We start from the raw sequence: 21800 nt of genomic DNA, 5'->3' as shown, positions 1-21800 counted from the left end.
TTCGGTTGAAGCGATCGAAAACGGTCAGGGCCGTCAGCAGTGGCCCTGCCCGTACATCCCGCCGTTGTAGTCGTCGTTAGCCCCGCTGTGGTATTCCTCGCCAGCCATGTCCTGGGCCATCTCGTCGACGGTCACACCCATGTGCGATTCCATCCACTCGACAGCACCCGGACCCATATGTTCGGTCATCTGCGCCTCCATCCAAGTGGCCCATTCATCTGCGGTGGCATTGTCCGAGGGCACGTCGTCTGCAGTTGTGTCGTTGCCGTGTGCGCTGACCACGGGTGCAGCGAACGCGAGTCCGACGATCGCGAGTGCCACGAGCAGCCAGCGGCCGATGGTGAAGTTGGTCATTGTTTTTCTCCTCGGTTAGTCGTAGGGTCCCTCAGGAGTTATCGCGATGGGTGTGAACCCGAGCAGGAGAACGTCCGAGAACGTGTATAGGGCACTCTAATCGTTTTTCAGGAACAGAATCGTTCGTAGCCGCCGAATTCGATCAGGATTGCGTATCTGTTCGGCTACGCCCTGACAGTCGGCCCGCTGATGCAGGAGGGCGTCGGCTTCGGCGAGGCGATGCTCGCCGCCCTCTACAGCGAGACACCGATCATCACTATCATGGAGATCGCTGCTATTGGAACGGATCTGCTGATCGCTAGCCAGGCCCATATCTCCGATCTGCTGTTCTGGGGAGTACTCGCGTTCTCGCTATCAGTTGGGTTCGTTTTCACGTTCTCGGTCAACGCCGTTTTGGTCCGCTTCGACGTCAAGGAAGGCATGAACAATCCGGCCGAGATGAGACAGAGCATCCAACTAGCCTATCGTACAAGAATGGTTCAGTCGCCACCACCATCGATGATGAACTCGCTGCCTGTCCCTGCACAGTTTGATCCGACTTCGGGGAGACCGACAGACCAGTGAACTATCTCTACTTCGGCTTGGGCGTAAGTCTGCTCATCGTGGCCGCGATCGACCTCCTGTGGACGACCCTTTGGGTTGAGGGCGGTGCGGGACCCCTTACCGCACGCCTGATGCAGGGGACTTGGAAGCTGCTACGACGCGTTGGAACCTACAGCCCCCGCATTCGGACGCTCGCTGGCCCGGTGGTTCTCGCCCTTGGGCTTGGGATGTGGATCGCCCTGCTCTGGGGCGGGTGGATGTTCGTCTTCGCGAGTGCCGAGAACGCTCTGAGAGACACCATCGACACAGGCCCTACCTCCTGGGCCGAGCGGTTCTATTTCGTGGGGTATTCGTTGTTCACGATGGGAAACGGTGACTTCGCTCCCAGAGATGGCCTCTGGCAGATCCTGACTGCGCTGATGACCGCCAGTGGGATGTTGCTTGTGACGCTGAGCATCACCTACGTCCTCTCCGTCCTCGACGCAGTCACGCAAAAACGCACGTTCGCGCGGAACGTAAGCGGGCTCGGACTGGACGGTGAATCGATCGTCACTACTACCTGGAACGGTGATGAGTTCGACGACGTCGCGCTCCCACTCAACAGTATCACCACAGCGCTGAACGAACTAACGTCTAACCACAAAGCCTACCCAATCCTACACTACTTCTACACCGACGACCGCGAGGCCGCCGCCGTGTTGAGCGTCGCCAGTCTCGACGACGCTTTGACCCTCTGGCAGCGAGCGACGCCCGAGGCGAAGAGGCCCAGTGACTCGGTTCTCGAAAACGCACGGTCGAGTGTTCAGAGCTACCTCGACACGGTCAGTGCGTTCGCGACGCAGTCCGACGAGCATCCACCGCTGCCGGACCTCGCCGTCTTACGCAAGGCGGGTGTCCCGACGGTGTCAGACGAGGAGTTCGACGACGTACTCGAAGAGCAGAAAGAGCGACGCCGAACCATGCATGGATTAATTCAGGCGGACGCGCGGCAGTGGCCGGGAACCCGGGAGGAGTAGTACCGACGGGTGAACACCCCACCTCTCAATAATAGTTGACGCACTGATCTTCATTTCGTCGCTACATCAAGAGCGTACGTCGAGGTTCAATTGATTTCTCAGTGGCAGCTGTTCGAGTATGAGTCCTGTATCAAATGCGGATGTCTTCCAGTCCCCGTAATAGGCGACGAACATGAATTCGAGTATGCGAGCAACAATAGCCTTTGTTCGACTCGAAACTCGCTACTGAGCTACTCGACGTATTTCACGACACGCGCCATGCCCGCATCGAGATGATACAAATTGTGACAGTGGAACAACCACCGGCCGGGATTGTCTGCGTGGAAGTCTATTGTCACCTCCCCTCGATGTCCCGGAACGATGACCGTGTCTTTGACTGCGTTACCGACCTGGAAGAAGTGGCCGTGAAGGTGCATCGGATGGACGACTGGACTCTGGTTGGTCATCCGAATCCGAACGTGTTCTCCAGGTCGAATAGTTAGCGGATCGGCGTCCGGATAGGCCTGTCCGTCAATCGTCCACACGTACTCACCCCTGCCGCGAGAGAGCGTCAGGTCGAACGTCCGGTCGGGATCGCCGCTCACATTGTCGAGTGGGGAGAGTGCTCGTAGGTTGCCGTACTGCAATCGGGTACTCGAGGATAATGGGGGCTGTGGGGTGCCCGAACCACCTGTGGATTCGTACTCAACGACGGCTCTAGCTGGTGGTTCGTTCCCGTCGAGTGCGTCTGCCTGAACGCACCATCTTCCCGGATTCGCCGCTTCGACGACGACGTCGTAGCGCTCGCCGGCTCCGAAGACGAACGAATCTGCGTCGACGGGTTCGACGGGTTGGCCATCGGCGTGGGTCACCGTCATTTCGTGGCCTGCGATCCGTACCCCGAAGACCGTCGCACTGGAAGCATTCACGAACCGGAAGCGGATCCGCTCGCCCTCAGTTACGTCGAACGTCTGGGGGTCACCGGGCAGTCGACCGTTGATCAGGAATCCCTCGTATGGCGGCCGAACGTCACCCATCATACCGCCTCCCCCACCCATTCCACCACCGCCACCCATCCCACCGTCCGACGGAAGATGGGGCTCTTCAGGGAGGTAATCGTCGACGACGATGACGTACTCGCGGTCGTACTCGACGTGTGGGTCGGATTCTTCGATGATCAGTGGACCGAGCAGCCCATGGTCGAGTTGGAGTCCGACGTGGCTGTGATAGAAGTACGTCCCGGCGGGTTCAGCACGGAATGTGTAGGTGAACGTATCACCGGAAGCGATCGGGTCATGAGTCACGTTCGGCACGCCGTCGACCGGGTTCGGAACGGGAACCCCGTGCCAGTGAATCGTCGTCTCTTCTTGGAGATCGTTGGTCAGTTCGACGCTGAGTACGTCACCCTCTTGAACGCGCAGCTCCGGTCCCGGGAATTGCTCGTTGTACGTCTAGTTGGTCGTCGACGTCTCGGGGGACGGTCGAATGGTTCCGGACGCTGCAGCGAGGCTGACGGATGTATCTGGCTCGGCCGTCACTGTCGGGCGGGGCGACACCTCACGACCCCCACCATCGTCGGTGCCCGGTAGCTGACCGGCACAACCCGCGAGCGCTCCGAGGGTGGTTGCCCCAGTCAGTTGGAGGAGCCTGCGGCGCGAGAGCGACCGTTGTTCTCTATGCGGCACAGTTGTTCGGCCCCAGTTCGAGTTCTGTCGCCTCGCCCTCGTCGTCGACGGTCTCTTTGCCGGTGTTGATGGCGATAACTGTCTCGTAGTTCGGGGGCTTCCCCGGGGCGTCATCGCTCAACCGCTCGACGAACGCGTCGCGGTCGAGCCCGAGGAGGTCGAGGTCCTCCCGGAGGTCGCCGAGCCGGGCTTGGAGGGGGTCACCCGGCGAGCCGTTCTCGTAGCGCCCGTCGCTCGTCACGGTGAGGTGGCCCGGCAGAATCGTGGTGTCGACCGGGAGGTCGAGGATCGTCTCGTGGAGCGAGTCGTACAGCAGTTCCGCTCCACGCGAGGCATCGTCCTCGCCGAACTGGAGTTCCGTCCGTCCCACGGAGTCGACGAACAGTGTATCACCCGTCAACAGGAATTCACTGTCGACGAGGTAGTTCATCATCTCCGAGGTGTGGCCTGGCGTGTGGAGCGCCTCGATCTCGATGTCGCCGACTTCGATGACGTCTCCATCTGACAGCGGTTCGTATTCGTACTTGACACCGCGCTCGCTGGCTGCGTCGCCGAGGTGGTAGGGCACGCCGACCTCGTCGGCGAGTGCCGGACTGCCTGATATGTGATCGGCGTGGACGTGTGTATCGAGCACGCGTGTTATGGAGAGCCCAGCGTCCTGGGCAGCAACTTTGAACTGGTCGGTCTGTCTGGTCGCATCGACCACGACAGCATCTTCTGCTTGTTTCGAGCCGACGATATAGCCGAGACAGCCCTTCGCTCGGCGCTGGACCTGCCGAACAACGAGGTCGTCGCTGGACGTCTCGATGGGGATGACCTCGTAGAGTTTGCTCCACTCCTCCATCCCGCCAGTAACGACCGAGACGTCGTCGTAGCCCTGCTCGTCGAGGTCGAACGCGAACGGCGTCGACGTCAGGCCCTTCCCGCAGATGGCGACGACCGGCCGGTCGTCGATCAGTGCGTTCGCCTCGTTCAATTGGCCCTCGCTCAACCCCTCGTCAGGGTCATACGGAACGTTCTCTGCGTCACGCACGTGCCAGGCCTCGAAGCTGTCTTCGGGGCGCGTGTCGATGAGCGTGAACCGTTCGTCGGCGTCGATCTTGTCCGCGAGTTGTTCCGCGGTAATGTTCTTGACCATTGTATCTCACCTGTATAATGTCCGTTTGCCGTTCGTTGGATCTGTCGCGTGTACCGTCGCTATCTAGCGCGTTCGATTACGTCCTTCTTCGGGGAAAGCGTTCCCACGGGGAATCATGGACGTCTCGCAGTAGGCCTCTCCGTCCCGGTAGTCGACGCCCGGTTGGATGAACGGATACGGCCCGTCAGCGGGCGTGTTCTGTGCCCGACTGCCGTCGTCTGCAGTCTCGACCAGCCCCATCACCTCGTAGTCAACTGGTGAGTGCTCTTCGAGGTACTCGACGATGACGTCGACAGGTATCGTCCCGTCGTCGACCTCGACGTCCTGGAACGGGAACCCGCAGTTGCCGAGGTCACGTTCTGGGTCGCCAGGACGGCGGAACGTCGCCACCGAGTACGTTTCCTCCGGGTCGACCAGCTCGCCGTCGATACGCATCTCGACGAGTCGACGGCCGCGCTTGGCGGTCGGGTCGACGGTCACCTCGACATTCGAGGAGAAATTTCGGACGCGGCCGTCCTCCTGGTCGTAGGGGTACGGCGTGAAGTTGTCCTCGAGGAACTCCTCCATGTGGCTCGTGAGTTGCTGGCCGTACGCGACGCCGCGGGCAACGGGCGTCGCCATCGGGAAGAACGTGTACAGTTCGCCGAGCGTGATGTCGCCGGGCGGGATAGCGGTCCCGTAACGGAACCCGTGTGAGACGGCGAGGTCGGTGTCGAAGTGTGCCTGCAGTGCGTCATTGAACAGCGTGTTCCAGGCGCTTTCGAGGAACGACTGCCGGTAGAGCGGCGTGTCCGTCTGCCCGACGGTCGTATCCAGGGGTCGTTCGAGCGTGCCGGCTCCACGCTCGAATTCTGGATTTTCTTCGAAGAACGGTGCACGCACCGACTCGACGGTTTCCTGTGCATCGGCGTCCGGGTCCGGCGTGTACTCGCCGTCCTCGGTGAGGCAGTAGAGGTGGTGTCTGAACTGTATCTCCCCGTTTCGAATTCGGAGGTCGACACGGCCGAGCGCTTCGCCCATGCCGGACTCGACGACCACGGTTTCGGTCTCCTCGACGACGATTGGTTCGTACGTATACTCGTGGGTGTGCGCGCTGAACATCACGTCCACGCTCGCACAGTCTTTCGCCGCTTGGACCATCCACGGTAGGCCGATTTCGGTGACTGCGACTACGACATCCGCGCCGTCATCGCGGGCGGCCTGTGCGGACTCTTCGAGGAGCGCGGGATGCTTCCCGAAGCGGTACTTCCCTTCCCAGAACGAAGGAGCCATCCGGTCGACGTAGACGTTCGTCATCCCCACGACGCCCACAGAGAGTCCGCCGACCTCGATGACGCTGTACGCATCGTACAGTCGATCGCCGGTCTCCCAGTCGTAGAGGTTGTTCGCGAGGACCATGGCGTCGAGGGCGTCCATTAGCTCCACAAAGTTGCCGTCCTCGGCGGCCTCGTTTGAGTAATCCCAGTTCCCGGGGATGTAGACGTCGGGCGCGACGTGCTCGTTGATGGGCTCGAGCATTGCCCGCCCATCGGTGTAGGTGGTCACGGCGGAGCCGTGGAACGTATCACCACTCATCAGGGTACAGACCTCGTCGTCCTCCCGGAGTTCGTCCAGTTTGGCCGCGAGCAGGGGAACCCCGCCACCGCGCTTGATGACGCGGTCGTCGTCTCTGAACTCGAAGTTTGGTTTCGACGTTGGGTTGTCGTAATAGACCTGGTAGCGTGGCGTGAGCTGTCCGTGGAGGTCGCTGACGTGCGCGAAGACGACGTCTGGGTCGCCTGTCCTGTCACGCGCAGGGTCACCGTCTAGGGATTGCCACTCGCCGATGGATGTCTCGTCCTGGTTCATCGTGACGCGACTGTAGAAACGACCGTTGGCTGTTCATAAGTTGTGGTTGAAATTCGAAAGACCGCACAAGACCACGTATGGGTTCGCTATCGGCTACATATTCGATTGAAAGCCGAGACCAGTCGAGTTCGGTTTGCAAAACAGTCTCGTAGTGCGTTCTAGTGGCAGGTGCGAAAGATGAGTGAGACACTGGCCTTACGCTTCTTAGGGAGAACTTGCCTAAGGGAGATGGCCGTAGTATTGGCCGAGCAGAGATGTACGCGCTTGTTCGAACGTCGAGGTGGTCTCGATGACAGCTAACTGGGTAACGACGGGGCTGTCTGCGGTCGTCATCCTTGTTGCGTCCGTTATTCACGGGATCGCCGGGTTCGGCTTCGCGCAGGTGTCGATGGGTTTGATGCCGCTGTTCCGGTCGCCTTCGAGTGCCTCGATCATTTTCACCGCGACGGCAGTCGTGAGCAACGCCCGCGTCTGGTGGAGCGTCCGGGACGCGTTCGACTGGCGCAAGTGGATCGTTCCAGTCGGCGGACTCGTCGTCGGGATGCCGCTTGGCATCTACGTGTTTAGTCAGTTCAACAAGGCACAGATGCGCGTCGCCATCGGGGCGGTTCTCGTGCTCGCGGTCATCATCGTCGGTGCGACCCAGCAACTCGACGTCGTCACTGACTGGATCGAAGCGCGGGACTATCGGCCGGGGAAGATAGTCGGCGCGACGGCCGGCCTACTCGCCGGGATTTTCGGCGGTTCCGTCGCCGTCCCCGGCCCGCCGATGATCGTCTACGGGGCGTTCATGTCGGCAAGCGGGTTCTGGAGTGATGAGGAAATGAAGGCCACGTTCACAGCCTTCTTCGGGACGCTCATGCTGTATCGTCTCGGGAGCCTCACGTACACGGGGGCCGTGACGACGCCGCTGATGATCGAGGCCGCAATAGCCGTTCCGATGGTGTTCCTCGGTGCGTGGGTCGGCGTCTACATCTTCGACCACATCCCCGAGCGTATCTTCCAGTGGGTCGTGCTGGCGCTGCTGACCGTGAACGCGTTTGTCCTCCTGTTTACAGCAGTTCCGGAACTCTAACCGCGTCAAACTGTCGCCAGTTCAGGGAGGGGGTTCCGGTGCCTCCTTATCGAACTGGTTTCACTCGCTAAATCGGCACTCAGCGAGACGTACTCGCCGGCCGGTTTAGCCCGGGCTAACCAGTGACTTTCCGACTGGAAAACGTAGGTACACCGTACCTCTGTCGACCGGAGCACCGTCGATCGATTGAGAAGACAGCTTCCGAGAGGCAGAGACACCACTCCGATGGGATTGCTCAGAACGACACCTTTCAGGACGCGATCAGCGACGGAGAGCGTGCATCGATCGACTAGCACATCGTCATCGCAGGTGACTCAGCCGACACAGCGAGGGGAGAGCCGATGAATCCTGTTCCATTAGTTCCGGGTGTCGTCTTTCTCGTCGCTGCGGTCGGTGATCTACTCTGGATGACGCTCTGGGTAGAGGGTGGAGCGGGCCCGTTGACAACGCGAGTGATGGAGTGGGCGTGGCGGACGATTCGAAAGTTCGGCAGTCGACGCTCTCGAGTTCTAACCCTCGCTGGTCCTATCACTCTCCTCCTTGCCCCACACGTGTCCACGAGATACTTACACATCGGAGAGAGTACGACTGCCAATCACACAACTGTTCAACTGGTGCTAACTCTGACTCTGCCGCAGGTCGTCACTCGGATAAATCCGATACGTCCGCCCTTGGCGCTCGCGGTACAGCAGGCCGCGCTTCTCGAGGGCACTGACCGTCTGGCTCACTTTACTCTTCGAGAAGTCCGAGCGATCCCGCAATTCAACCTGAGTGATGCCTGGCGAGGAGAGGACTGGCCCGAGAATCCGGCGTTCATCATTCGGGAGAAGGTCAAGAACACGGGCTCGAGGCTGTTCTTCTGGATTGATTGCACCATCCGATTGAACGTCACCTTCCGGTGAGCCGTTGACCTCCATGTTGGCTGCGCTTGGTGACTCGTTCAGCGGTTGGTCACTTGCTTCAGCTACTGAGAGATCGTCACGGACGGCAAAATATAGTCCACCGACGATAGCGGCGACGAGCAGTGTCCCGAGGACGTACCAGAGCGGATTCGTCCCGTGGACAGCCCCAATCGATGTCCCCATCATCGATCCCATCTGGTCGAAAGCTCGCTGCTGCTGGTATGCTTGCCAGCTGAGCGCTCCACCGATGATAACGACGGCAGCGACGAGTAACCCGACTACTGCATCGACTTGCCGACGATTCATCCATTCCACCTCGATTTACCGGAGTACTTATTCATGCTTGAGAGTAAGCAAGACATCACTGTACCAGTTGTGATTGGTCGAAGCAAAGTCGAGGGCGCCTGGTACGATACCCAGTATCGCGATACAGAGTTCAACAGAATTCGGGGTGAATCCTCAGCACCTCAGTATCCACTACGTCTGGCCAGAGGGTCAGGAGGCGTTCTCCTCTAGTACGTCGGCTTCCACCTTTCGGGTGTGTTTTTCATCGTCGATGGCTACGCCGTGATTCGGCTCGACGGACGGTCAGTTGCCGGCGCTCGAGACGAGTGCGCGACAGTCGGTCGACCGACGTGATCGTAATCCGGTAACCGTACTCCTGATCGTGGCGGTGCCGATCAGTCATATTCGAACACGCGAGCCATCCCCCGCTCAAGGTGGTAGACGTTGTGGCAGTGGAACAGCCAGTCGCCGGGGTTGTCTGCCAGGAAGTCGAACGTCACCTGGTCGCCGTGGGGTTCGACGAGAACGGTGTCCTTGACCGCGTCCCCGACCTGGAAGAAGTGACCGTGGAGGTGCATCGGGTGGATCGCCGGGCTGCGATTCACCATCCGCACGCGGACGTGGTCGCCCTCGCTGATCTCGAACGGATCGGCGTCGGGATACGGCTCACCGTCGATGGTCCACGCGTCGGCGTCGGCGCCGCCCATCATCCCGCCCGACAGCGTGAGATCGAATGTCCGGTCCGGCTCACCGTCGATATCCAGCGGCTCGAGCGCCTCGAGATCGCCGTACTCGAGTTCCCGACCGCCGAACTGCGGCCGATCGGCGGACTCGTCCTCGGACGCGTCTTCATACCGCAGTCTCGCCTCCGCGGGGTCCTCTTCGCCGACGACGGGTTCTGCGACGACGGCCCACTCGCCGGGGGAGTCGGCTTCGAGGATCGCGTCGTAGCGCTCGCCCATGCTCATCACGAACGAGTCCACTTCGATGGGTTCGACCGGTCGCCCGTCGGCGTGGGTGACCGTCAGCGAGTGGCCGCCGACGCCGACGCGATAGGTAGTGGCGCTGCTCGGGTTGATGAACCGCAGCCGAACGCGCTCGCCCTCTTCGACCTCGAACACCGGCGGATCCGACGGAAGGCTGCCGTTGACGAGCAGTCCCTCGTACGGCGGTCGCTGACTCATCATCTGACTTCCTGGTCCCATGCCGTCACCGGGTCCCATCCCATCGCCAGGTCCCGTTCCGTTGCCCGGTCCGCGCTCGCCGTCAGGTCCACCGCCGCCCGGTCCCATACCGTCGCCGGGACCCTTTCCATTGTCCGGTCCCACGCCGTCACCACCGGGGTCCATTCCGTCACCGTTTCTGTCCGAACCCATTCCGTCACCCGTTCCGCGACCGCCGCCCCGCCCGTCGCCACCGCGGGGATCCGTCCTATTTCCGTCTCCGCCCGGTCCGCCTCCGGGACCCATTCCGTCACCGCCGCCCGGCGGAGCTTCGATCGAGTCGAGCGCCGGCTCTGTCCCGAGGTGATCGTCAAACTGCAGTGTATACTCACGGTCGTACTCGACGTGCGGCGACTCCTCCTCGACGATCAGTGGTCCGTAGAGCCCCCTGTCGAGTTGCAACCCGACGTGGCTGTGATAGACGTACGTCCCCGCCGGCGACGCCCCGTACTCGTACTCGAACGTTTCCTCCGACGAGACGGGCTCCTGCGTGACGTTCGGAACGCCGTCCATCGGATTCGGCACGGGAACGCCATGCCAGTGAATCGTCGTCTCCTCGGGCAACTCGTTCTCGAGCGAGACGCGAAGCGTCTCTCCTTCGCTCACGCGGAGTTCCGGCCCGGGGAACTGTTCCTTGTATAGCCACGTCTCGACGCTCTCGCCTGCTCCGATGTCGACCTCCTCGCTCGAGGCGACCAGCGTTCCCTCCTGCGTAGCCCCGTCGTTCTCCTGTGCAGGCCGCTCAAGGACCGCTGATCCGATTCCGCTCGCGAGTCCCGAAATTCCGACCAGCGTCGCGCCGCCGATGCGCAACGCCTGTCGGCGCAGGACGGTTCGATTGTTGTCGTCCATCACAGAACCGCCCACAACTGCAGTGAAGAATGACGGGCATTACAGTTCATGGTAGCCTCGATTGACGTCTGAGAAACGCAGCCTCGGCACGGCCGAAAACTGCGTTCGAGCAGGCTGCCGGGACCGTCACTCAAGCATTGCGATCAGCAGGACAGTCTCCGGTCGGACGACCTCGTGTTCGATCGCCATTCTAACCTCGTGGAGGGTACCGGGGAACTCGTGGCGAGCCAACTGCAAGAGGGCGCGCACCCGATCCATCTCACGGGCTCAATCGACGATCTCTGCGTAGCTGGCACCCATGTGAACGCGGAGAAAAAATGGAGCGTGAGATGCTTCCAGTCGGCGAATCCGTGGCCAGCCGACTGACTCACCACCCCCGTGGGCTGGCAGCATAGTGCTTTTTGGCTAGCGACGCCGCTTGTTTCACGAAGCGGAAGAGTGTCTTAGGCATATTCACTCTCTCTGCTTCGCTTTCACCTTTAGAGTGACGCTATCCTCTCGCAGTCTGCGGATTCAATAGAGGAGTGCCGTTCCGAAAGGTACTGACTTGGAATACGTCTCACACGTAGCAGTCAGGTAGCTTTTAACGGTCCCGAGTCCAGGATACGTTTGTGAGCACGACGGATCCGAAAGCGGTGGCGAAATCTGTGTTCAACGGTGGCGCTCTCGAACGGTTTGTGGTGGCGAGCACGTGGTTGAACCTGCTGTTTGCGGTCCAGGTGATCGCCGGACTCTCGTTCGCGTACGCCACTGGGGAGACGGGACACCGAATTACACTCTTTTTGATCCCATTTATCTGGAGTACTGCCGCTGTCTGGGTCGTCTGGCACACTCAACCCACCCCAGCACAGCGTCGCTTTCGAATTCTCGCCGCAGTCGTTGTCGCGGCGTATCTGCTGGTGCTGTTCTACCTCTCGGGGTTACTTCAATCGAGTACGCCGCTCATGGAACAGATAACCGGACCGAACGGGATCGGGATCACGTGGGGTCGGTCGCTGGGTTGGAGCCCGGTACTGATGTATACCGGAGAGTGGATCGCGTTAACGATCGTTCCGTACCAAGCGATCGGACTGGCCGCGCTGGCCTATCTCGTCTACGATGCGCTCCTCGAACTCGCCCGGTCGACGATCGGGGGCGTTATCGGAGCCGCTGCGTGTCCGGCGTGCGTCGGACCGGTACTCGCCCCACTGCTCGCAGGCGGTGCCAGCGGTTCCTCGTTGGTCTTGGTAGTTGGACGGTACGGGTACGAAATCGCAACGGTCCTATTTCTCGTCGCGATCACGATCCTCTATCACCGACGGCGTCTCCACCGTCTCTACGCAAGCGTCCGGTGATGAGCGGACGGGTCCGGCACAGGTGACCAGATTGTAGCCGTGGGCGTACTGCCGGTCCCTTCGCTTGGCTGCAAAGCGAACTTTGCCGACGTAGTTGTGTGCTCAATTGTGAATAGAAGACAATACCTCGCGGGAACGGGCGTACTGGTATCGAGCGGAGCGATCGGTGCTACGGAGACTGGTCGCGCACACGAGAACAACAATTCCTCTAATCGGACGGGCGAGGAGACAGACGGCGGGCAAGGACCGGCGACCCGGACGGTCCTTCACCTCTCGAGCGACGACGTGGCGGTGCAAGAGATGGCGCTGATGAACGCGAAGAACCTCTTGGAGGACCCGACGGTCAACAACCGCGAGATCCGATTCGTCGCCAACATGCGGGCCATCTTCGCCTACGTCGAGGGCGAAACCGAGCACGCGGACCTCGTTCGATCCCTCGCGGAGTCGGGCGTCGAGTTCAAGGCGTGTGAAAACGCCATGGCGACGCTCGACGTCTCGGAATCCGAACTCCTTCCGGTTGTTGACACGGTCCCCTCCGCAGTCGGGGAGATTGCCAAGCGCCAGGCGGAAGGGTACGGGTATCTGAAGGTCCCGTAAGCGGTTCCGTCGGTCGGCGGAATCGCTCCCGCCGCTCCGACGTTCGTGTCGTTCTTAGACGCCGGTTGAGACTTCCAGAGACGACGGTTTCGCCAGTGGGATCGTGACACGGAACGTGGGTACGGGGGGTCAATCTCCGGGCGCGCTCCGCTCACGCGCTTCCGAGTTCCGGTGAACTCGCCAGAGCCCCTGTGCGTACGCACCGATGAACAGCCCGGCGACGGCCCAGAGGATCCGATAATTGCCGATCCCGAGGCTCGCGTAGCCGGCACCCGGACAGACGCCCGAGAGCCCCCAGCCGGCACCGAAGACGACGCCACCGATGATGACGTTCCTATCGAACCCTTTCTCACGGCCGGTATAGCGCGTCCCCGTCAGCGGCGCCGTCTTGATGATTCGCGTCCCCAATTGAATGGCGAGGCCCGTTACGAGGGCCGCACCGCCCATCACGAAGAGCAGCCCGAAGTCCTCGAGCTGGAGGAAGTCCAGTACGATTTCGGGGCGGGCCATCCGACTGTACGCCAACCCGAACCCGTGTAAGAGTCCGCCGGCGACGACGAGGGCCATGAATAGCAGCCCGCGGCCGTCGTCACTCATCAGGGAGTCACCCCCAGCACGGCGACGATGAGTGCTGTCGCGACGGCGACGCCGATGAACAGCGCTACGTTCACGATCGACGTTCGGGATAGCGACGCGACGCCGGAGACACCGTGTCCGGACGTACAGCCCTTCCCGATTCGGGTTCCGATCCCGACGAGGATCCCACCGCCGAGCAACCGCCACCACTGCACCTCGGTGACGAAGGCGTCAGCGGTGAACGCGAATTCGTAGATAGCCGCGCCGGCGACGATACTGACCGCGAAGACTACCCGCCAGTCGCGTGACGTGACGTACTTCTCGCGCTGGAACCGCGGGAGGTCGGAGGCGTACGACAGCGTCGTCTCGAGAAACGTGCTATTCCCGGCGAGAATCCCCGTCCCTAGGTAGATGACGCTAATGCCGAGGCCGACGAACAGACCGCCGACCAGATAGTGATCGATTCCCCGAGGAAACAGGGTGACCGCTATCGAGAGAGCGGACATTATCGCGGGTGATACCGCGATCACGACCCACTCCCTCCTGAAATCGTAACTCGACTGATGATGCGCGTGTTTGAGGGAATTCTGAGCGAACGGATATCAACGTGTTGCGAGCGATAGTTTCTGTCGAACTCGGCGGAACTGGATACTGGCACTGGGGAACCTAACACGGTTGTGCGAAATAAGGACCGTACCTGAATTCCAATACAACACAATATCATCCCCGGCTAACGGCCGCTTCCGTTCGAGAACGGACTCGAGTGGCGTCCGAAGAGGACGGACTCGAGCACATCGGCATCTCGAATACGGTGTCAATGCCAAGTCGACGGCTGGACGGCATTCCCGGTCATCGTCCTCTATACCCGACTTTCGGCCATCACGGTTGCCAATACGGCTTAGAACTGCGCCCCATCGGCTTCTCTAGTCTCACCGATCTATCTGGTATGCTTCTGTGCCCCATCGCGTCAGTCTGTATGAGATGTGGCGTTGATACCTCGGATTTCTGAGGGTCGTGGTTGGGATAGCCGTCCTCTCGCCTGACGGTGCACTCACTTAAATAGAGAGCTTCGCATCGTTATTGCACCTTTTGGGCCGGGCAGCGATCCAAACGATGTGCGATCCTACGGACGATGATGAAACACAGTTCCTTCGAATCGACTCTGCGAATCGTTCCGCCACACTCGTTTCATCACAGCTCTGAGATCGTTTGAGAAACACCTACAGCGGAAGTTACCGTCTACAGATCGAACCCTGACGCCATTCCCCTACCGGAAGGCTCGATCGCCCTTGAGGGTCGTCTACTGGGGGTAACGAGGTCTCGATTATACGACCACACTAATCTGATCTTATAAATATTATCTAATTGTGTTTTTGTAGGGGACTACAGTTGACTACTCTCAGCGGCCGTTCGTTCTCGTTCTGAACTACCGGCGGCGTACGCGTTGTAAGAAGCGAGGCTCGCAACGGAGACGCCGACGATGACATCGCTCCACAGTAATGCACCACCGACCCCGAAGACGAACGGGGCGATGATGAGCCAGAGTCCGAGCAACACGTTGAGTGTGGCTCCGCCAGTACTCACTGACTGCTGATTCGTCGCCCTGTAATAGTTGTAAGCGCCAATAACGACGATCGAACTACCGATGATCACATCGTTCCAGAGGTCCCCTGTCGGAGCCTCGAGTATAAACGGTGCTACGATCAACCAGAGGCCAAGCAGGCTGTTAATTCCTGCGAGCCATTTCGTTGTCGTGCTCATTGTCTGTTGTATGCGGTCGTCTCGTGATCGCGTTGTCAGTCGGTGCTCTACGGACGGTGATCGCTATACGACGATTCTCAACGGTATTGCATCGCGCAACAACTCGTCACGGGAAATCGCTATCGCATCTCATTGCTACGATGAGAACCCACTTTGTTATCCAGAACCATGTAACGAGCGGGAAAACGGTGAGGTTAGACCTTCTTATAATCAAACCCGGGTATCAAGAGTGAGTGAACGGCGGACAACCAGTGAGTCGAAGTAATCCCATATATCCTCTCTGAAGAGGATTGGTGAGGTTGAGACTCCAGACCACTTCTGACAAATTCGCGTGCCCGTTTAGTACCTCTGCAACAACCGCTCAGCCAACCATGGTTTACTAGTGATTCTGGCCATCGGCTACGTTCATGTACCGAAAACCAGTAAATACGATGTAAGAGATACTTGAGGGACGCCACGCGGTGAGGTCAGTGGACATGACGTGAGCCAGCAATGGCCTCATCATGGTGTCTGCTGAAAGAGACGTATGGTCCAATGGATCGCAGCTAAGCTCTCGTCTACACAGTCAGGTCCTCCACAGTTAATATACGATGACACGTGTAATTTCTGCACGTTGGCAGCCGCGTTGGCCGTCCGACACAGTGACGTTGAATCTGTCGGCTTTTCGGAGCTGACTTCCACACAACGGGCTCGTCTCCCGCCGTGCTACGAAGCCTGTGCACACCTGCTTACCGACGACGCGGTGTATTTTTGTGGACGAGCTATGGAGGAAACGCTCGTCCAGATGTATCCAGTTCTCGATCCGCTGTTTACAGTCGCTCGCCGCCTTCCGTACTACCCACGGCTTCGTGAAACGATATACCACTATATCTCTAAATACCGCGGACTAACTGGTTGAATCGATCGAGAATGCAACTCGAAGAGGAAGTCGACGACGGATATTCCCTCTAGAGGAAAATCAATGGCAAACGAATTCGAATGTCCTGAGGACAGTTGTACATCCACCAATTGGGAAAATGACGAAACAGCAGCATCGAGACAGTCCAAGATCAGCGATTTCGGCTCACTCGAACATCCAGAAGACCGTACCGTCCAATTGATGTTGATCACTGGTGCCCAGGACCACAGGTTATTTGTTAAAACGGTTGATGAGCTGTATATCGGCACCGATGATGGTGTCGAACAACAGCAGTTCTAGGCGCCGGTCTCTTCTTAATTTGCTATCTTAATGGCTGGTGCGCGCTGTGCTTTTACAGAAGACCTCTGCGTACTGAATACATGGACGTACTCATCACCGGCGGGGATGGATTCGTTGGTCAGCACCTTTGCTCAGAACTTATCGATCGCGGTCATGACGTTACTTCCCTCTCACGAACACCGGATCCATCGGTCTTACCGGACGAGGTAACGTTAACTCAAGGAGACGTTACTGACTACGACTCCATTGAGGGTGCGTTTGAAGGAAAAGACGTCGTGGTAAATCTCGCGGCACTCCCCCCACTGCACCAACCGCCACGAGAGACCAGCCACGACAGCGTTTGCATCGGTGGCTCTATCAATGCCGTTGAAGCCGCTGAAGAACATGGTGTCACTAAGTTCATCGAAATGAGTTCGCTGGGGGCAGATCCGAACGGAGAGATTGCATATTGGCGAACACAAGGGCTCGGTGAAGAGGTCGTTCGGTGTTCAGACCTCGATTGGATTATTTTTCGACCGTCATTCATTTTCGGTGGGGGAAGTGAGACGTTCACTTTCATCAAGCAATATACAACACCATATGTAACGGTCCTCCCTGATGGCGGCAAAATGCCGGAATTTCAGCCGATATGGGTCGGCGATTGTGTCAAAATGTTCGCAGACGGAGTCGAAAGTGACGATCACGTTGGCGAAGTGTACGAACTTGCAGGGCCAGAAGTGCTGACATTCGCCGAGGTGACTCGGTTACTGTATAAGGCCGACGGAAAATCGGTGGAAATCGTCCCCGTGCCGATGCTGATAGCAACGATCACACTGTACGCGCTGGATCCAATTCCACAGATCCCGCTAGGTATCAATCAGGCGCGTGCGCTACAGTTGACAAACGTGACTGACCGTAACGATATTGGCGTATTTGGATTCGACAAATCCGATTTAACAGGGCTTTCAACGTATCTCGAGGGGAAACAGAAGAAGCCAAAACAACAACAGATTGCAGCCAACACCTCCTAATTTCTCAGGTGCCATTCTCGGTCACCGATAATGGAACGGTGAAAAACTAGTACTAGTAAATGGAATTCCACGTATGAACGAGAGCACGTCTACAGCAGCAGTTATTGGGGGATCAGTTACCGGACTCGCAGTAGCGACAGGGCTGAACAATATAGAAGATTTCACTCAAGTAACTGTCTACGAACGGCAAGAATACGACGAGAAGCGAGTCGATTGCGGAGAGGCGATAAACGACACGACGCTAATCCCGCTCGAGAAGACGCCTAAAAACGGATTCGTTAACGATATCGACGGATTCCAGCTCCATGTTTACGAGAGTACTGACCGGCGACTCGAGGCCGACCCGCTTGCAACGTCGGATCTGAGATGTGACCCCGGATATATCTGCGAGCGAGATACCGTCGAACGACGGTGGGCAGACCGCCTCGCGTCGAGTAGCGTTGAATTCCGTACTGGCCGGTCCGTCTCGCCCGCTGAGTACGCAGAGATTGTGGAGACGTACGATTACGTCATCGATGCGTCTGGTCAGCCCTCCTTGACTCTCAAATCGAAGGGAAAAACGGAAGAATACACGGGCGATATGATCGCGCTCAATGCGACGGTCGAGGGCGATTTCTCGGTGTATGTGAATCGGCCGCGCATCTTTTTCGAGGGCTACGTCGGCTATGCTTGGTCGTTCCCAAAGTCGGAACACCATGCGAATGTCGGAATCGGATGGGCAGGTGAACAGCGCCCAGACGATTATTTTAATGCACTTAAATCCGCCGCGGAGCGGAACGGATTTCCAATACCAGAGCGAGAGCAAGTAAATATCGCCACCATTCCGAAAGGTCCGAGCCTCGATCCCGGTACTGTTTATTTTCCCGAGGGGAACGTGTTTCTCGTCGGTGACGCAGCCGGAATCGCCAATCGATATCAGGGTGAGGGAATTTGCCAGGGAATTAGATCAGCCGATCTCCTCACTGGCCTCATCGCAGGTGGGAACGAGTCTGCATACCCTCAAGAACTGTACAAACTAATGAAGTCAGAGTATCGTCTCGCTCATCTAATGCGAGGTGCGTGGGTAGAACACGAAGACCCAGAGTTATTGGCGGCTGTCACAGAGGCGCTCGATGGACTGACGATCGACGAAATCACCCGACAGCCGGCAGTAGTAATCAGACACATCCTGAATCGACCGATGACAGCGGCCAAACTCATATCCGATACTGGAATGATTCGGCGACTCTACGATTCCTATACTGATTCGTGGGAATACGCTGTTGCGCGTGGCTCATGAGGTTACGTGATACCGTCGAACATTCGGTCGTAGTCTTCTGGGACGATCGGCCCATCGAGTATGGGATCGTCCGTCTCGTGCATCCACGTACTGAGCTTCGACAGCAATTTCGTGCGAACCTGCGCGTATGCCTCATCGTCAGCCACATTTTCCCGTTCGTAGGGGTCTAATTTGAGATCATAGAGTTCTTCGTATGCTCGCGACGGTCGACCGTAACGGCCGCGGACCTCACGGCCGGCGAGACTCGCATAGACATCGTTCGGAAGGAACGTCCGTGGGAGATGCCAGAACCGTCTAATGTACTTGAACCGATCCGTCCTGACCGCACGCATTGGATTATACATGTCATGCCATGTGATTTCGGCAAAGAGTTCGTCGCGAGGATAGTACGTCATATCGGCATCAAAGATCGGCATGAGGCTATGGCCATCGACTTGATCCGGTACTTCGTCAGTTACGAGATCGAGGATAGTCGGCAGAATATCGACGTTACTCACCAAGTGTTCTGGAACCGTTCCTGCGTCGATCAGAGAGGGGCACCACAGTAGTAAGCACCCTTGGATACCAGGATCGTAGCACGTCCCCTTTGCCCGCGGAAAAGCAATGCCGTGTTCCGTGGTAAAGATCACAAGCGTCTCGTTATCAAGGCCAGCTGATTCGATGGCATCGAAGATCGTCCCTACGGCGTCATCGATAGCGTACACCATCCCCCGCATCGCTGCCAGATCTTCGCGAACACCTGGCTTGTCGGGGAGAAACGAGGGAACTTCGATACTATCTGGATCATCCCCGTCGTAGCGGTCACCAAACCCGTAGAGTACGTCACCCTCTTCTCCGTCTTCTCCCATCTCGAGGCGGTGTGCCTCGAAAAACCCGACTGACGCGAAGAACGGCGACTGTAGGTCCGCGTTCAGGTATGACTTGACCGTCTCTGCGACATCCCTCGCACGGTTAATCGAGTGGACTTCGGGGGAGACATCTGGGGAGAGGGACCCTGCTGTATGCGTTTCATTGTAGCCGAGATCATCCGGTGTTTCGGAGATGTGCTGAAGTCCAAACAGGTGGGTCTCATAGCCGCGCTCGGAGAGCCGATACGGTAGCGTTCGCTCGACATCGAGTTCCCATTCTGTGTGTGCTAATCCGAGAAGTCCGTGACGGTGCGGATAAAGTCCAGTGAAGAGGCTACCACGGCTTGGAGAACACTGCGGCGCGGCCGTGAAGTGATTCGGGAATCGTGCACCCTCCTCAGCCAACCGATCAATGTTCGGTGTTGCAATGTCGACATCGTAACAGCCGAGGTACTGCCCGAGGTCATGCGAATGGACGAGGATGATGTTCGGTGTAGACGTCATTATTTGAATGGGATTGCTGCCTTCAACTGAGAATCTATGCAAATTGGATCGTTTTCAATTAGTCCCGGCTGTGGTCTCAATTTCAATTGGATCATCGACATCCATTGGGATAATTGCCTCACCACTAACCCAATTCGGCGTCCTCGCAGGTACCTTCGAGGCTGTCCTCGCTCCGAGCTAAGAAGCCAATCTTTACTCTGCCTTCTGCGAACGCGTAATCGGTGGCTCGTCCGCCGCCGGCCAATGCCACCCATGACGATGACTTCCGAATCATTATCTCTTGACATAGTTAGCTTCTGAAAGGATTCAATCGATCGACCGTCTCGAGGGTGGCGTACTCCTCCCAGCCGCCGTAGCGGTCCTCGAACGAGCCCCGCGGGACGCTGAGCACCACGATGAGCGCCCCGGCGACGACGGCGTTGATCGCGGCCACCGTCGGAACGCCGTCGAACAGCCACGGGGCGACGGCGATCCACGCGGCCAGCGGGACGTTCAGGAACCGGATCGCGCGCGCGGGCTCGGCGGTCGCGATCACGGTGAAGGAGACGACCAGCGAGCCGACCAGGTGGCTGCTGTCGGCCATGAAGCCGGTCGTCCCGAAGACGGTCGGCGAGAGCATGAGCCACGCACCGAGCGCCATCGCACCCAGCAGCGTCCACGGGGTCGAGACGCCCCAGAACGGCTCGCGTGCGGGCGCGTCGTCGATCTCTCGCATCGCGCCGTCGCCGACGCCGGCCTCGTCTTCGGGGAACGTCCCGCCCATCCAGAAGGCGGTCCAGAGGCTATCTCCCTGCCGCATCAGCCGAACGAGGTACTGCCCCATCGCGACGACCTCGTCGACGGTCAGCGAGATCATCCAGAGCATGCCGAAGGCCGACAGGAGACAGAGGGTACACCACGTACCCACCATGATCGGTTGCATGATGACCAGCAGCACCTGCATGAATCCCAGGGGGATCACGACGACGCCGAAGAAGGCGACCATCCACGGCATGGTGCGCCAGCGTCGCCGGTCGCCCATGAACCCCATCAGCGCCTCGACGGAGTAGGCGACCGCCCCGAGGCCAGCGTCGGAGACCGGGAAGGCCTTCGACACCTTCGAAGTGAGGATCTGCTCCGTGCCCGCGCCGTAGATCGGGTCCCAGACGCTCTCGATGTAGCCGAGCTGGAAGGCGGCCATGTACCACGAGGCGAAGAACCCGAAGATCCCGAGCGCGATCAGCGGCGCGCGCTGTGCGCCCGTCGAGGGGTTGTACGACCAGCCCGGGGGAACGGTCGGGCCGTCCATCTCCGAACGCATCACGATCAGCACCGAGAACGTGATCACCATCGTCCCCACGAGGGCGTTGTTGGCGTAAGCCGCCGCCGTCGGTGCCCAGAACGCGATCGGCGCGAACACTAGCCAGAGGCCCACGAAGCCGTTGGCGTAGTTGGCGTACCCGCTCTCGCGGTAGATCGTGAGCCCGGCCAGCGCGATCAGGACGAGGCCGCTTACGACGCTGTTCCAGACCATCAGCGCGCTCCCGTAGTCCAGCGCCGGCGTACTCCCGATGAGCCAGATACCGAGCGAGATGACGGCGTACTGGACCCAGGTCTCCTTTACTGGGTGTTTGAGCATCATCTCGCCCGGCCGCATCGAGTCGCCGTCGTCGCCGTTTCCGTCGCCACCGTCGTTTCCGCCGCTCCCGTTCGAGCCGTCCGCTCCGCTTCCGTCGCCGCCGTCGGGTCGCGAACGGCGCTCTCGCGCGTCGGTCAGTTCGTCGGTCGTGTCGTGGTCTGTGTCGCTCATTGTC

19 protein-coding genes and 2 pseudogenes are annotated in these 21800 nt (G+C 59.1%); 9 read left to right on the top strand and 12 right to left on the bottom strand.

Going from position 1 to position 21800, the window contains the following annotated elements; all coding sequences use genetic code 11:
- Positions 1-33: 33 nt before the first annotated feature.
- Complete coding sequence (locus NDI89_RS21670) at positions 34-354, bottom strand: hypothetical protein (protein ID WP_277524734.1); 321 nt, start codon at positions 352-354, stop codon at positions 34-36.
- A gap of 150 nt (positions 355-504) precedes the next feature.
- Between NDI89_RS21670 and NDI89_RS21665 the strand changes: the two are divergent.
- Positions 505-795 (top strand): annotated as a pseudogene (locus tag NDI89_RS21665) (DUF4396 domain-containing protein); the annotation flags it as partial.
- 119 nt (positions 796-914) lie between these two features.
- Entirely contained in the window at positions 915-1913 is a 999-nt protein-coding gene (locus NDI89_RS21660; protein ID WP_277524733.1) for an ion channel, read from the top strand.
- 230 nt (positions 1914-2143) lie between these two features.
- Here NDI89_RS21660 and NDI89_RS24000 read toward each other — a convergent pair.
- From NDI89_RS24000 to NDI89_RS21640, 3 genes and pseudogenes are all read right to left on the bottom strand, one after another.
- Positions 2144-3577 (bottom strand): annotated as a pseudogene (locus tag NDI89_RS24000) (multicopper oxidase family protein).
- Entirely contained in the window at positions 3567-4715 is a 1149-nt protein-coding gene (locus NDI89_RS21645) for an MBL fold metallo-hydrolase (RefSeq protein ID WP_277524732.1), read from the bottom strand. Before NDI89_RS21645 ends, NDI89_RS24000 begins: the two are co-directional and overlap by 11 nt.
- A 63-nt stretch (positions 4716-4778) precedes the next feature.
- Entirely contained in the window at positions 4779-6563 is a 1785-nt protein-coding gene (locus NDI89_RS21640) for a 5'-nucleotidase C-terminal domain-containing protein (protein WP_277524731.1), read from the bottom strand.
- Positions 6564-6852: 289 nt separating this feature from the next.
- Between NDI89_RS21640 and NDI89_RS21635 the strand changes: the two genes are divergently transcribed.
- A complete protein-coding gene (locus tag NDI89_RS21635) occupies positions 6853-7638 on the top strand; it encodes a sulfite exporter TauE/SafE family protein (protein ID WP_277524730.1) in 786 nt (261 codons plus the stop codon).
- Positions 7639-8255: 617 nt separating this feature from the next.
- Here NDI89_RS21635 and NDI89_RS21630 read toward each other — a convergent pair.
- The 3 genes from NDI89_RS21630 to NDI89_RS21620 all read right to left on the bottom strand — a co-directional run bounded on the left by NDI89_RS21630 (position 8256) and on the right by NDI89_RS21620 (position 11158).
- Positions 8256-8846, bottom strand: coding sequence for a helix-turn-helix transcriptional regulator (locus NDI89_RS21630; protein ID WP_277524729.1), 591 nt, complete (start codon positions 8844-8846; stop codon positions 8256-8258).
- 374 nt (positions 8847-9220) lie between these two features.
- Positions 9221-10900: a multicopper oxidase family protein gene (locus NDI89_RS21625; RefSeq protein ID WP_277524728.1), complete on the bottom strand. Its 1680-nt coding sequence runs from the start codon at positions 10898-10900 to the stop codon at positions 9221-9223.
- Positions 10901-11026: 126 nt separating this feature from the next.
- Positions 11027-11158: a hypothetical protein gene (locus NDI89_RS21620; protein ID WP_277524727.1), complete on the bottom strand. Its 132-nt coding sequence runs from the start codon at positions 11156-11158 to the stop codon at positions 11027-11029.
- Positions 11159-11511: 353 nt separating this feature from the next.
- On the opposite strand from NDI89_RS21620, the gene NDI89_RS21615 reads away from it, so the two are divergent.
- Positions 11512-12234: a DUF7546 family protein gene (locus tag NDI89_RS21615; protein WP_277524726.1), complete on the top strand. Its 723-nt coding sequence runs from the start codon at positions 11512-11514 to the stop codon at positions 12232-12234.
- A 108-nt stretch (positions 12235-12342) separates the two neighbouring features.
- The gene (locus tag NDI89_RS21610) at positions 12343-12831 is read left to right on the top strand and encodes a DsrE family protein (RefSeq protein ID WP_277524725.1); all 489 of its coding nucleotides are present in this window, start codon (positions 12343-12345) and stop codon (positions 12829-12831) included.
- Between the two features lie 129 nt (positions 12832-12960).
- On the opposite strand, the gene NDI89_RS21605 is transcribed toward NDI89_RS21610, so the two are convergent.
- The 3 genes from NDI89_RS21605 to NDI89_RS21595 all read right to left on the bottom strand — a co-directional run bounded on the left by NDI89_RS21605 (position 12961) and on the right by NDI89_RS21595 (position 15168).
- Positions 12961-13428, bottom strand: a complete 468-nt coding sequence (locus NDI89_RS21605) for a DUF6691 family protein (RefSeq protein ID WP_277524724.1) — start codon at positions 13426-13428, stop codon at positions 12961-12963.
- Entirely contained in the window at positions 13428-13913 is a 486-nt protein-coding gene (locus tag NDI89_RS21600) for a YeeE/YedE family protein (RefSeq protein WP_277524723.1), read from the bottom strand. The genes NDI89_RS21605 and NDI89_RS21600 overlap by 1 nt, the downstream gene beginning before the upstream one ends.
- Before the next feature lie 877 nt (positions 13914-14790).
- On the bottom strand, positions 14791-15168 hold the full coding sequence (locus tag NDI89_RS21595; protein ID WP_277524722.1) for an SPW repeat protein: 378 nt from the start codon (positions 15166-15168) through the stop codon (positions 14791-14793).
- Between the two features lie 526 nt (positions 15169-15694).
- Here NDI89_RS21595 and NDI89_RS23995 point away from each other — a divergent pair.
- The 4 genes from NDI89_RS23995 to NDI89_RS21580 all read left to right on the top strand — a co-directional run bounded on the left by NDI89_RS23995 (position 15695) and on the right by NDI89_RS21580 (position 18655).
- Positions 15695-16066, top strand: a complete 372-nt coding sequence (locus NDI89_RS23995; RefSeq protein ID WP_345781985.1) for a DCC1-like thiol-disulfide oxidoreductase family protein — start codon at positions 15695-15697, stop codon at positions 16064-16066.
- A gap of 63 nt (positions 16067-16129) precedes the next feature.
- The gene (locus NDI89_RS21590) at positions 16130-16366 is read left to right on the top strand and encodes a hypothetical protein (protein WP_277524721.1); all 237 of its coding nucleotides are present in this window, start codon (positions 16130-16132) and stop codon (positions 16364-16366) included.
- A gap of 80 nt (positions 16367-16446) precedes the next feature.
- Positions 16447-17376: a complex I NDUFA9 subunit family protein gene (locus NDI89_RS21585; protein WP_277524720.1), complete on the top strand. Its 930-nt coding sequence runs from the start codon at positions 16447-16449 to the stop codon at positions 17374-17376.
- A gap of 73 nt (positions 17377-17449) precedes the next feature.
- The gene (locus NDI89_RS21580; RefSeq protein ID WP_277524719.1) at positions 17450-18655 is read left to right on the top strand and encodes an NAD(P)/FAD-dependent oxidoreductase; all 1206 of its coding nucleotides are present in this window, start codon (positions 17450-17452) and stop codon (positions 18653-18655) included.
- Positions 18656-18657: 2 nt separating this feature from the next.
- Here the strand turns inward: NDI89_RS21580 and NDI89_RS21575 are convergent, their stop codons facing one another.
- The gene (locus tag NDI89_RS21575) at positions 18658-20010 is read right to left on the bottom strand and encodes a sulfatase family protein (RefSeq protein ID WP_277524770.1); all 1353 of its coding nucleotides are present in this window, start codon (positions 20008-20010) and stop codon (positions 18658-18660) included.
- 286 nt (positions 20011-20296) lie between these two features.
- Positions 20297-21796: a vitamin K epoxide reductase family protein gene (locus tag NDI89_RS21570; RefSeq protein ID WP_277524718.1), complete on the bottom strand. Its 1500-nt coding sequence runs from the start codon at positions 21794-21796 to the stop codon at positions 20297-20299.
- Between the last annotated feature and the right edge of the window lie 4 nt (positions 21797-21800).

The sequence above is a fragment of the Natrinema salsiterrestre genome (assembly GCF_029502005.1).
Classification (GTDB): Archaea; Halobacteriota; Halobacteria; order Halobacteriales; family Natrialbaceae; genus Natrinema; species Natrinema salsiterrestre.
The sequence above is the reverse complement of the archived record's forward strand: the minus strand, read 5'-3'. Positions and strand labels throughout refer to the sequence as shown.

What these genes read in the sequence shown, in the direction of transcription:
- NDI89_RS21635 (WP_277524730.1), top strand. Translation starts at nt 6,853, where the DNA reads ATGACAGCTAACTGGGTAACGACGGGGCTGTCTGCGGTCGTCATCCTT.
- NDI89_RS23995 (WP_345781985.1), top strand. Translation starts at nt 15,695, where the DNA reads ATGGTCCAATGGATCGCAGCTAAGCTCTCGTCTACACAGTCAGGTCCT.
- NDI89_RS21585 (WP_277524720.1), top strand. Translation starts at nt 16,447, where the DNA reads ATGGACGTACTCATCACCGGCGGGGATGGATTCGTTGGTCAGCACCTT.
- NDI89_RS21600 (WP_277524723.1), bottom strand. Translation starts at nt 13,913, where the DNA reads ATGTCCGCTCTCTCGATAGCGGTCACCCTGTTTCCTCGGGGAATCGAT.
- NDI89_RS21590 (WP_277524721.1), top strand. Translation starts at nt 16,130, where the DNA reads ATGGCAAACGAATTCGAATGTCCTGAGGACAGTTGTACATCCACCAAT.
- NDI89_RS21640 (WP_277524731.1), bottom strand. Translation starts at nt 6,563, where the DNA reads ATGAACCAGGACGAGACATCCATCGGCGAGTGGCAATCCCTAGACGGT.
- NDI89_RS21645 (WP_277524732.1), bottom strand. Translation starts at nt 4,715, where the DNA reads ATGGTCAAGAACATTACCGCGGAACAACTCGCGGACAAGATCGACGCC.
- NDI89_RS21605 (WP_277524724.1), bottom strand. Translation starts at nt 13,428, where the DNA reads ATGAGTGACGACGGCCGCGGGCTGCTATTCATGGCCCTCGTCGTCGCC.
- NDI89_RS21630 (WP_277524729.1), bottom strand. Translation starts at nt 8,846, where the DNA reads ATGAATCGTCGGCAAGTCGATGCAGTAGTCGGGTTACTCGTCGCTGCC.
- NDI89_RS21670 (WP_277524734.1), bottom strand. Translation starts at nt 354, where the DNA reads ATGACCAACTTCACCATCGGCCGCTGGCTGCTCGTGGCACTCGCGATC.
- NDI89_RS21595 (WP_277524722.1), bottom strand. Translation starts at nt 15,168, where the DNA reads ATGAGCACGACAACGAAATGGCTCGCAGGAATTAACAGCCTGCTTGGC.
- NDI89_RS21570 (WP_277524718.1), bottom strand. Translation starts at nt 21,796, where the DNA reads ATGAGCGACACAGACCACGACACGACCGACGAACTGACCGACGCGCGA.
- NDI89_RS21580 (WP_277524719.1), top strand. Translation starts at nt 17,450, where the DNA reads ATGAACGAGAGCACGTCTACAGCAGCAGTTATTGGGGGATCAGTTACC.
- NDI89_RS21625 (WP_277524728.1), bottom strand. Translation starts at nt 10,900, where the DNA reads ATGGACGACAACAATCGAACCGTCCTGCGCCGACAGGCGTTGCGCATC.
- NDI89_RS21620 (WP_277524727.1), bottom strand. Translation starts at nt 11,158, where the DNA reads ATGGATCGGGTGCGCGCCCTCTTGCAGTTGGCTCGCCACGAGTTCCCC.